Origin of the sequence: Pandoraea sp. NE5 (genome assembly GCF_024363545.1) — a bacterium.
Lineage (GTDB): Bacteria > Pseudomonadota > Gammaproteobacteria > Burkholderiales > Burkholderiaceae > Pandoraea > Pandoraea cepalis.
Genome location: NZ_AP025517.1, coordinates 1,385,014 through 1,396,236, shown reverse-complemented (window position 1 = coordinate 1,396,236; position 11,223 = coordinate 1,385,014). Strand labels below are relative to the sequence as shown.

Genomic DNA, 11,223 nt, shown 5'->3' with positions numbered 1-11,223 from the left:
CGCGGACTTCGCACCAAATACCCCGGCGGCCGATCCATACGGGGTTGTCAGTCGCGGTGTTATGCCGGTTCGAGTTCCCGGCTGCTGGATTCGCGCATGGCACGAATGGGCTCGGCCAATATCATCGCGTCGACATTGAGCGGCGGCACATCGCCGAACAGCGGCCGATAGACGAAGTCGCCCACGTCGATCGTCTCGCCCGTCAACGCGCAAACACCAGGATGATTCGCCCGGCGAATTCGCCAGATCTGTGCACCGTAGTTGCCGCCCATGGCGTCGTTCCACGACACGGTGATCGTCAGTTCGCTGGAGATCTCCAGCACACGCACGATGGGCGCGCGGCGCGTGTAGGGAATGACGGGCCGGCACACGACCGGTTCGGCATCGAGCATCGCCACGGTGTGTTGCCACACGCCTTGATCGCGCGGCGCGGCGCGCGACGTGCGCGAAGTCCGTGACGTCGCGGACGTCGGGGATGTGCAGGCATCGCGGTGGGTACCGCTTCGTTTGGGGCAGTGAGTTCGGTCGCTTCGCATGGTCAGGCCAGCCGGGTGCGCGGCCCGCGAAGGCCGCCGAGTTTTTCGGCGCCCAACAGCACCGTCGCGCGGGCGAACCCGTGCAGCGCATGCTGATGGCGCCGATACAACATGGCGTGGCTCCATTGCGCGAAGCGTCCGCGCACGATGCCACCCTTGAAAAAGCCGAATCGCCCAAGGGCACCAAACGCGTTGTAGCCGGAAAGCGAGACCGACGCGCCAGGATCGCGATAGACGAACGGCGGAATCGCGCGTCCCTCAAACCACGCGCCAAGATGTCGGCCCAGATGCGCCGCCTGCTGCGTGGCGACCTGGGCCGTTGGCGGCAACGGGCACTCGCCCTTCGCGGGCACGAGCGACGCACAGTCGCCCAGCGCAAAGATTCGCTCGTCTTGTGCCGTCTGCAACGTTGGACGCACCACGATCTGGTTGGCATCGTTGGTCAAGAGCCCGCCAATGCCCTGCAAGACGTCCGGCGCTTTCACGCCCGCCGCCCACACGAGCAGGTCGCCAGGAATCAACTGGCCGTCGTCACGATAGAAACCGTCGCGGTCGGCGCACACAATGCGGGTGTCCGTCAGCACGCGAAAGCCCAGGCGCTCGAGCCCCGCCTGCGTCGACTCGGACACCTCCGGCGGAAACGCCCCAAGCAAACGCGGGCCGCTCTCGACGAGCGTGAGCTTCAGCCGCTCGCCAATGCGCGGATCGCCATAGCCGGCCGCCAGCGCGAACGTGCGGCTCAGCTCCGCCGCGAGTTCCACGCCCGTGGCGCCGCCACCGGCGATCACGACACGCAGCGCGTCGTCGTTCACGGCGCTGCGCAGCGCTTCACATCGCAATGCCGCTTGAAATGCCTCGGCCTGCGGCTGACTGTCGATGAAATGGCAGACGTCGCGCACACCGGGCAGACACGCATCGTCGGCCTGCGAGCCGAGCGCCAGCACGAGCGCGTCGTATGGCACACGACGCTCGCCCAACAAACGCGAGCCGTCGGGCGCGTCCATCTCCCCGAGCACAACCTCCCGGCGCGTTCTATCCAGCCCGCACATGCGCCCCGCCTGATACGTAAAGCCATTGCCGCACGCATGGGCGAGATACGTCACTTGTGTATGCGTGACATCGCGCGTGCCTGCCGCCACGGTATGCAGCATCGGCTTCCAAAGATGGGTGGGGTGACTGTCGACCAGCGTCACATGCGTCGTGCCGGCCAGCCCGAGCGTGCGGCCCAGCCGCGTTGCCAGCTTCAGGCCGGCGATACCGCCACCGACAATCACGATTCGGTTTGCACGAGACATTTGGGGGAAATGCCAAATTCAACAAGTGATGAATAAGCGCATAATAGCGAGCGTGGCCCCGGCGTGTCAAATGGCAATTGCCTGGGCAGGCAGAGGCGTTAGGGTCGGGTAGACTTGGCGCATTGCTGTCGCGAACTCGACCCACCCATTGCTCCATGACTCCGAACAAAGCCGTCTCGCAAGCTGAACCGCCCCGCAAACGCACACGTGGGCGTCCCACGTGCAACTGCTCGCATGGGGCCGACGCGTTGTTGCTTAACGCGCGGCGTATCTTTGCGCAGCGCGGTTTCTATGCGAGCAGCGTGCGGCAGATCGCGGAGGCGTCCGGGGTCGACGCCGCCCTGATCTCGCACCACTTCGGCTCGAAGGAGGCCCTGTGGATCGCGGTCGTCGATCAGATCGCGACGCTCACGCGCTCGATGATCGAGCAGACGCTGGCGCTGCGGCACGCGCCGCTGGAACCTGCCGAGCGTATCGAGCAGGCGGTACGGGGGTTCGTGGAAGTCGTATTCGAGAATCCGGACATCGGTATGTTCTTCTCGACGGCCGCGACCGAGGAAGGCGAGCGGCTCGACATCATCATGCAGCGACTGGTGCGCCCGTATCGCGACGCGATGGTGCCGCTCGTGGCCGACTGGCTCGAAGCGCAGAAGCGCCCGGGGCAGGACGCCGACGTGATGTTTTTCATGCTGACGTCGGCCATCAGCAAGACAGTGTCGTATCGCCACATGATGGGACCGTTCCTGCCGCCCGAAGGCATGGCCGATCTCAAGCGCACCGTGCTCGACTGCGCGATGGCGCTGATTCGGCAGTGATCCGCCGGCGCAGGCGGTGCGCAAGCGTCTTATAGGCTTTGCGGCACCGCGCCGGCGAGCGTTTTACTGTGGCATCTCCTCCGGAGTATCCGTGCTCGGTACGCGTGCGGCGTCCCCGTTTGCCGAGGTCTCGCTGCCGATCACGCTGATCTCAAACAGCGACTTGCCCGCGAGCGAGCGAGCCTCGGGATCTTCCGGGTAAGTTTTGAGCAACGGCAGGATCACCGAGCCACCGATGACATTGCGACGACTGTTATCCGCCGGCGACAGGCCCCACACGTTCTGATAGGTCATCGGCACGCTTTCGCCGTCGCGCTGCGCATTGCCCAGGTACAGCATGATGTGGCCATTGATATGGATGAGCGTCATCAGCGGCCGGCCGCGCTCGGCCAGCGTGCGCAACCTTGTGTCGATATCGGCGGCGCGCAGGTCGGTGCGTACGCCCGCCCGTAACTGATCCGACGAATGGCGCGGCAGCCACACGCCGAACGGAGCGAAGAGACTGCGCGTTTCTGCCGAGCAGTCGTTGTAGAACAGCGTGTTGCCCCACCCGTACGGACGCCCGATCAGTTGCTTCATCACCTGCGCCATATGACGCGGCGTGATTGTCCATGGCATCGGCACCAGCGTCGAGGCGTCGAGCGCGGTCGTGCGAATGTGTGCCTGACGCCGAAGATCGGCCACGGGGAACATCGCGATCTGTTGCCCGTCGCGCAGCATCACAGGCAGCACGGTGCCGATCGGTGCAAACGTTCGGTAGATGGGCGCGGTCGCGCCGGGCGGCGTATCGGCCAAGGCCACGTCGGCGCGCACGATGGCGCCAAGGCGGCGCTGTGCCGCGTCACGCCACGTGGCGATGAAATGCTCGTCGACCGAGGCCACGGTGCGGGCATCGACCCAGCCGATCAGATCCGGCGAATAGACGAGCAGCCACGCACCGTCGGCGCTGCGGGCGAGCGTGTAGACCGGCGTGCCGGGACGCAGCGCGGAGTCCTGCAGGGCATCGAACGGATAGCCTTCGCCCGCCTGATGAAAATCGTAGAAGGCCGGGTCGTGCGTGGGGAGCTGTCGTACCAGCGCGTTATCGACAGTGATGCCGCGACGGCGCGGATCGTATTGCCCACCGGCCTGATCGGCGTCGAGTTGCGCCAGCGCCATGTTGGTTTCGATGGCGCGGATCCACGCCGACGTGTGCGCATGGAAGTTCTCGCCATAGGTCTTGGCAACGCCGGGCACGCCGTTATCGAAACGTCTGGCGCGCCGCGCTTGCGAATCCGCGATCTGCTGCGCACCGGCGGCGTTGAGCAGCGATGTCGACAGCCACGTACCGTTCCACGGCGATGGGTCGCGCGGCGAGATGCCGAAGTAGCGCGCGCGGAAGGCCTCGAACCGACGCGTTTGCTCCTGCGCGGAGAGCAGCGGCCGATCGTAGTCGGGCGCATCGGGCCGGATCCAGTGATCGACGTTCTGATCGTAATGCTCGATGGGGAAGCGGCCGACGTTGTAGTGCGTTGCCGTGCCAGCCGCCGCCGACTGAGACGCCGTGGGCGGTTGCGGTGCGCCTGCGCACGCCGCGAGCACGACGAGCGGCAGCAGCGACGTGAGGCCGGCAAGGCGGGTAACGGGGCGCCGCGGGGCGTTCGAGGCGTTGCGCCGAGTGATGTGCATGACATGCGCGACGGAAGACGTGGCACGCACGATCACGCCGCGCGCCGCAAGGAGGGCACCCATGTTATGCGAAAGAGAGTCCGGATGTCGTCATGCTACTCCATCGACACAGGCGTGAAATTGAAGCGCGCGGCGAGGCATGCAACGAGGCGCTGCCGTGCCTTCGGGGGTGGTGTGAATGCTGTACAAATATACAGTACAATCACGTCAAGCCGAGCGACGCGTGGATGCTGTCAGCGACTGTCGCATCGGCCTGATACAGTAGTTCCCCCGAGGCGCGCACGCGCGCTGTCAGACGTCACGCTGTTCATTGTCAACCAAGCGGCCCTGATCCAGTGGATACCTCATCCCCGAAACCCGACCCGTCGTCCAACCACGCCATTCGTATTCGTGGTGCCCGCCAGCACAACCTCAAGAATCTCGACGTCGATCTCCAGACCGGTGAAATGACCGTCGTGACCGGCCCGTCCGGTTCCGGCAAGTCGAGCCTGGTCTTCGACACGCTGTTTGCCGAAGGCCAGCGCCGCTACGTCGAAACCTTCAGTGCCTACGCCCGCCAGTTCCTCGACCGCATGGATCGTCCGCAGGTCGATCACGTGGAAGGCGTGCCGCCGGCCATCGCCATCGATCAGACCAACCCCGTGCGCAGCTCGCGCTCGACGGTCGGCACGATGACCGAACTCAACGACCACCTCAAGCTGCTGTTCGCCCGCGCGGCGGCGCTGTTCGATCGCGAGACGGCACAGCCGGTGCGACACGACACCCCCGAGACGATCTACGCTGACCTGATGGCGCGCACCGCGCCCGGCGATCCGCGTCTGGTCGTTACGTTCCCCGTCGAGTTGCCGGGCAGTGTCACGGCCGACGAGGTCGAACAATGGCTCTCGGCATCGGGCTACACGCGCGTGCAGGCCGAACGCGAAGTCGCATCGGCAGACGGCGCGCGCAAGGTGCTCGATGTCGTCGCGGACCGCTTCCGCCTGCAGAACACCGAGAAGGCGCGCGCGATGGAAGCCATCGAGGCGTCGCTCAAGCGCGGGCGCGGCCGTGTGAATGTCTACGTGCTGGCCGACGAAGGTGAGCCCGACATCTGGCGCTATTCGCAGGATCTGCACTGCCCCGACAGCGACCTGCACTACGCCGATCCGCAACCGGCGCTCTTCTCGTTCAACTCGGCCTATGGCGCCTGCGAAGCCTGTCGCGGGTTCGGCCGCGTGATCGGTGTCGACCTCGGTCTGGTGATCCCGGACGAGCGCAAGACGCTGCGCGGCGGCGCGATCAAGACCATTCAGACGCCGGCGTGGAAAGAAATTCAGGGCGACCTGCTCGAATACGCGGGCAAGGCGAGCATTCCGCGCGACACGCCCTGGTCGAAACTCTCGCCCGAGCATCGCGAGTGGGTCATTGAAGGCGATTCCGACTGGAAAGGCGAGTGGAACAAGCAGTGGTATGGCATCCGCCGCTTCTTCGGCTATCTGGAGTCGAAGGCGTACAAGATGCACATTCGCGTGCTGCTCTCGAAGTACCGCAGCTACACCACGTGCGAAACCTGCGGCGGTGCTCGCCTGAAGACGGAGGGTTTGCTCTGGCGGCTCGGCTCGAAGGAGAACGCCGACGCGGTTTTGCCGCCCGCCCAGCGCGTCATGCCGCGTGGCGTGGCGTGGTCGCGCGAGTCGCTCGAAGCGCTGCCCGGCCTCACCATGCACGACCTGATGCTCATGCCGATTTCGCGTGTGCGTCAGTTCTTCGATTCGCTCACGTTGCCGTCGAGCCTGCTCGACGACGCCCTCAAGCTGTTGCAGGAAGAGGTCGGCACGCGGCTGAAGTATCTGTGCGACGTGGGCATCGGCTACCTCACGCTCGACCGTCAGAGCCGCACGCTCTCGGGCGGCGAAGTGCAGCGTATCAATCTGACGACGGCGCTCGGCACGTCGCTCGTCAATACGCTATTTGTGCTCGACGAGCCGAGTATCGGCCTGCATCCGCGCGACATGGACCGCATCGTCGCCGCCATGCATCGCCTGCGTGACGCGGGCAATACGCTGGTGGTGGTCGAGCACGATCCGGCGGTGATGCTGGCCGCCGACCGCGTGATCGACATGGGGCCGGGACCCGGGGAGCGCGGCGGCCAGATCGTCTTCGACGGCACGCCAGAGGAAGTGCGCCATGCCGATACGCTGACCGGCAGCTACCTGGGCGGACGCAAGCACGTGGCGAACGCGTCGAACTGGCGCGCGCGCCCGGTCGACGCCGCGACGCCGCGCCTCACGCTCACCGGCGTGCGCGAACACAACCTCAAGCAGGTCAGTGTCGAGATTCCGCTTGGGCGGCTCGTGTGCGTGACCGGCGTGTCCGGATCCGGCAAATCGACGCTGGTGCAGGACGTCCTCAACCCGGCACTCGCGCGCCACTTCGGCGACCCGACCGAAGCCCCGGGGGCCCACGACGAACTCATCGGCGCCGAACAATTGTCGGGCGTGGTGTTCGTCGATCAGTCGCCGATCGGCAAGACGGCACGCTCGAACCCGGCGAGCTATGTCGGCGCGTTCGACGAGATTCGCAAACTGTTCGCAGCCGTGCCAGCGGCGCTGCAACGGGGCTACAACGCCAGTACCTTCAGCTTCAATTCCGGCAACGGGCGCTGCCCGACATGCGGCGGCTCGGGCTTCGAACACGTGGAGATGCAGTTCCTGAGCGACGTGTATCTGCGTTGCCCCGATTGCGATGGCAAGCGCTATCGCGCCGAAGTGCTCGACGTGAAGATTCAGCGCGCCGTGCCCGGTGAAGCGATGCGCGAGCTGAGCGTGTCGGACGTGCTCGAGTTGACCGTCAACGAGGCGGTGAAGTTGTTCTCGTCGGATCGCGAAGTGTTGCGCGTCTTGCAGCCGATCGTCGACGTGGGTCTCGAATACGTCAAGCTCGGTCAGCCGGTGCCCACGCTCTCCGGCGGCGAAGCCCAGCGCCTGAAGCTTGCGGGTTTCCTGGCGGAAGCGGCGCAGAAGAAGACGGCGAGCGGACAGAAGGTAGCGCATCGCGGTCGGCTCTTCATTTTCGACGAACCGACAACAGGGCTGCATTTCGACGACATCGCCAAGCTCATGCGCGCGTTCGCCAAGCTGCTCGACGGCGGCAATTCGCTGCTCGTCATCGAACACAATCTCGATGTGGTGCGCGCGGCCGACTGGATCATCGACCTTGGGCCGGAAGGCGGCGAGGGCGGCGGTGAAGTGCTGTGCGCGGGTACGCTCGCGCAGGTGGTGGCGTGCGAGGGGTCGCACACCGGGCGCGCCCTGGCCGACTATGAACGTAATATCGTGGCGCCCGGCCGGTCAGCGGCGGCGGCCGATGCCGTCGCTGATCCGGGTATGCCGCTGCAAACGGCCTTGCGTGCGGCACGCGCGCAGCGCAAGCCGGCCGGCGGCAATGACATTCGTATCGTCAACGCCCGCGAGCACAACCTGAAAGCGCTCGACGTCGCCATTCCGCGCGGCAAGTTCAGTGTGATCACGGGTGTCTCGGGGTCGGGCAAGTCGACGCTGGCCTTCGACATCCTCTTCAACGAAGGGCAACGCCGTTATCTCGAATCGCTCAACGCCTATGCGCGATCCATCGTGCAACCGGCGGGGCGCCCGGAAGTGGATGCGGTGTATGGCATCCCACCGACGGTCGCCATCGAGCAGCGCCTCTCGCGCGGCGGACGCAAGAGTACGGTGGCGACCACGACCGAAGTCTGGCACTTCCTGCGTCTGCTGTACGTCAAGCTCGGCATTCAACACTGCATTCACGACGGTTCGCCCGTTACGGCGCAAAGCCCCGATTCCATCGTCGCGCAACTGATGCGCGATCGGCGCGGCCAGCATGTGGGGCTGCTCGCGCCGCTGGTCGTGGGCCGCAAGGGGATCTACACCGATCTCGCGAAGTGGGCCAAGGCGCGCGGGCATTCGCATCTGCGTGTCGATGGGGTGTTCCTGCCGGTCGACCCGTGGCCAAAGCTCGATCGATTCCGCGAGCACACCATCGAACTGCCGGTGGGCGACGTGATCGTCACGCCCGAGACCGAAGGCTTGCTGCGCACGCTGCTGGCGGCGGCGCTCGAGCAAGGCAAGGGCGTGATGCATCTGCTCGCGCCGCTCGACGGTCTCGGCGACGCGATGGGCAACGAGCAACCGGGCGAAGGCGTGGGCCAGATCGAGGTGTTCTCGGTCAAGCGCGCCTGCCCGGTGTGCGGCACGAGCTATCCGGATCTCGATCCGCGCATGTTTTCGTTCAACAGCAAGCATGGCTGGTGTCAAACGTGCGTGGGCACGGGCCTGGCGCTCACGCGCGAGCAGCGCGAAGCGTTCGACGACACCGTGCTCAATCAGGACAACCGGGGGCGCGAGCATTCGTTGCCGTCGGAGGAGCAGGAGCCGGAGGGCGTGGGCGATCAGCCGTGTCCGGATTGCCACGGGGCGCGGCTCAATACCGTCGCGCGCGCGGTGACGTTCGACGAGCACGCGATCTCCGGCGTTGCGCAGTGGACCGTGACCGATGTGCGCGAGTGGATCGAAGGCCTCGAATTGCACGGTCGCGAAGCGAGCATCGCGCGCGATCTGATCAGCGAGATTCAGGGACGTCTGGCATTTCTCGAGGAAGTCGGGCTCGGCTACCTCACTCTCGATCGCGCGGCGCCGACGCTCTCGGGCGGCGAGTCGCAGCGCATTCGGCTCGCGGCGCAACTTGGCAGCAATCTGCAGGGTGTTTGCTACGTGCTCGACGAGCCGACCATCGGCCTGCACCCGCGCGATAACGGCATTCTGCTCGGCGCGTTGCGCAAGTTGGGCGATCAGGGCAATACGCTGGTGGTGGTCGAGCACGACGAAGACACGATTCGCCGCGCGGATCACATCATCGACATCGGTCCCGGTGCGGGCAAACGTGGCGGCATGCTGGTCGCGCAGGGCAGCGTCGCCGATCTGGCCTCGCACCCCGAGTCGCTGACCGGCAAGTTCCTGGCGCAACCGTTGCAACACCCGATTCATCCACGCCGTGAAGTCATTGCGCCTGCGACCGGCGTCGAGGCGGTGCCGCCGAATTGGCTGACGGTGCATGGCGCCACGCTCCACAATCTGAAGGACGTGACGGCGTCGTTGCCGTTGGCGCGACTTACGGCCATTACCGGCGTGTCGGGGTCGGGAAAATCGACGCTCGCCCGCGACGTGCTGATGACGAACCTGCTCGACGCGGTGGGGCGTTCGGTGCTGTCGTCACCCGCCGAGCGACGTGCCCGCAAGGGAACGGTGCGTCACGCGGTGAAGGCGGACGGTAAGCCGCGTGCGACGTCGGCGGCACCGGCGCAGCCTCGCGGTCCTGTGGTGCACGCGTGGCACGGTTGCGCGTCGGTGACCGGCTGGGAGGCCATCGATCGCGTGCTCGAAGTCGATCAGACGCCCATCGGCAAGACACCGCGCTCGTGCCCGGCCACGTATATCGGCTTCTGGGACACGATTCGCCGCTTGTTTGCCGATACGCTCGAAGCCCGCGCCCGTGGTTATGCGGCGTCACGCTTCTCATTCAATACCGGCGAAGGCCGCTGCCCGGCGTGCGAGGGGCAGGGCGTGCGTACCATCGGCATGAGCTTTCTCGCCGACGTGAAGGTGCTGTGCGACGTCTGTCACGGGCAGCGGTTCAACGCCGAGACGCTGGCCGTCACGTGGCGCGGCAAGAGCATCGGCGACGTGCTGACGATGGAAGTGGACGAAGCCGTCGAGTTCTTCGCGTCGATGCCGAGCATTGCGCATCCGCTGCAACTGATGCAGGACGTCGGGCTCGGCTATCTCACGCTGGGACAACCGTCGCCGACGTTGTCGGGGGGCGAGGCGCAGCGCATCAAGCTCGTGACGGAGTTGACCAAGGTGCGCGACGACGTCACGCGCCGCGGACAAAAGACGCCGCACACGCTGTATGTGCTCGACGAGCCCACGGTCGGCCTTCACATGGCGGACGTGGCGCGTCTGATCCATGTGCTCCATCGGCTGGTGAATGGCGGGCATACCGTCGTCGTCATCGAGCACAACCTCGATGTGATTGCCGAAGCCGACTGGATCGTCGATATGGGCCCGGAGGGCGGCAAGAACGGCGGGACGGTCGTCGCCGCGACGTCACCCGATGCGCTGACGCAGGTCGCGGCGAGCCACACCGGCATCGCACTCAAGCCAGTGCTTGCGCAAACGGTGGCGCCGGGGGCCTCGACAGCGATATCGGAAGCCGCCGCCACGTCGAAATAGCCGACCCACATCGCGCGCCGATCACGGGCTCGCGATCCGGAATCCCAACTGGGGGACGCGGGACGCCTGATGGCGTCCCGTTTTCATTGGGCGCGTAAGTGTGCGCGCACCGAGATGGGCAGAATCGCCCAAAGTCAACCCGATTATTTCATATTCAGCAATTTAATATGGACGAATATCGTCTTTATTGCGCATGTCGATGCCAATAGACTGCAATTGTCGACGATGAATTGAACATCGCCGCGACTCAAACAGACAGGAGAAAACATCATGAAGCGCGCTCTTATTACCTCAGCCCTGGTTTCCGCAATGTTGGCCGTGTCGGCCGGTTCGGCCTTTGCCAGCGATGCCTTCGACGGCCCGACGGAATTCTCGTGGGTGCCGCAAACCAGCATGCTGACCCGCGCTCAGGTCGGTCAGGAGCTGGCGCAAGCCCAGCAAGCCGGTCTGCTGCAGCAACACGATTCGGTTTATCCGAAGTCGATCGCCAACTCGGGCGCTGCAGCGGTAGCCGCGACCCCGGGGTCGATCATCAACCTCGCCCTTGCCGGCAGCACGTACTTCGGTAGCTGATTCGCGTCACCCACCGCAGTACCGGCGGCACCTCCCGTGAGCCAGCGCCTGTGCGGCGCGTCGGGACTCC

6 protein-coding genes are annotated in these 11,223 nt (G+C 65.6%); 3 read left to right on the top strand and 3 right to left on the bottom strand.

All coding sequences use genetic code 11. The annotated features are described in order from the left end of the window. Positions 1–59: 59 nt before the first annotated feature. Both PanNE5_RS06465 and PanNE5_RS06460 read right to left on the bottom strand, forming a co-directional pair. On the bottom strand, positions 60–413 hold the full coding sequence (locus PanNE5_RS06465; protein ID WP_174974907.1) for a DUF3331 domain-containing protein: 354 nt from the start codon (positions 411–413) through the stop codon (positions 60–62). Between the two features lie 125 nt (positions 414–538). Beyond that, positions 539–1,831: an NAD(P)/FAD-dependent oxidoreductase gene (locus PanNE5_RS06460; protein WP_261939442.1), complete on the bottom strand. Its 1,293-nt coding sequence runs from the start codon at positions 1,829–1,831 to the stop codon at positions 539–541. A gap of 155 nt (positions 1,832–1,986) precedes the next feature. On the opposite strand from PanNE5_RS06460, the gene PanNE5_RS06455 reads away from it, so the two are divergent. Further along, entirely contained in the window at positions 1,987–2,646 is a 660-nt protein-coding gene (locus tag PanNE5_RS06455; protein ID WP_017233716.1) for a TetR/AcrR family transcriptional regulator, read from the top strand. Positions 2,647–2,709: 63 nt separating this feature from the next. Here PanNE5_RS06455 and PanNE5_RS06450 read toward each other — a convergent pair whose 3' ends face one another. Continuing rightward, a complete protein-coding gene (locus PanNE5_RS06450) occupies positions 2,710–4,377 on the bottom strand; it encodes an SH3 domain-containing C40 family peptidase (protein WP_261939441.1) in 1,668 nt (555 codons plus the stop codon). A gap of 272 nt (positions 4,378–4,649) precedes the next feature. On the opposite strand from PanNE5_RS06450, the gene uvrA reads away from it, so the two are divergent. Both uvrA and PanNE5_RS06440 read left to right on the top strand, forming a co-directional pair. Next, positions 4,650–10,580 carry an excinuclease ABC subunit UvrA gene (gene uvrA, locus PanNE5_RS06445; RefSeq protein WP_261939440.1) on the top strand — a complete coding sequence of 1,977 codons (5,931 nt, stop codon included), beginning with the start codon at positions 4,650–4,652 and terminating at the stop codon, positions 10,578–10,580. Positions 10,581–10,850: 270 nt separating this feature from the next. Beyond that, positions 10,851–11,153 (top strand): DUF4148 domain-containing protein, encoded by a 303-nt coding sequence (locus PanNE5_RS06440; RefSeq protein ID WP_017233713.1) that lies wholly within the window; start codon positions 10,851–10,853, stop codon positions 11,151–11,153. Positions 11,154–11,223 lie beyond the last annotated feature (70 nt).

Coding starts and splice junctions, on each gene's coding strand:
- PanNE5_RS06460 (WP_261939442.1), bottom strand. CDS start 1,831: ATGTCTCGTGCAAACCGAATCGTGATTGTCGGTGGCGGTATCGCCGGC.
- PanNE5_RS06455 (WP_017233716.1), top strand. CDS start 1,987: ATGACTCCGAACAAAGCCGTCTCGCAAGCTGAACCGCCCCGCAAACGC.
- PanNE5_RS06450 (WP_261939441.1), bottom strand. CDS start 4,377: ATGGGTGCCCTCCTTGCGGCGCGCGGCGTGATCGTGCGTGCCACGTCT.
- PanNE5_RS06440 (WP_017233713.1), top strand. CDS start 10,851: ATGAAGCGCGCTCTTATTACCTCAGCCCTGGTTTCCGCAATGTTGGCC.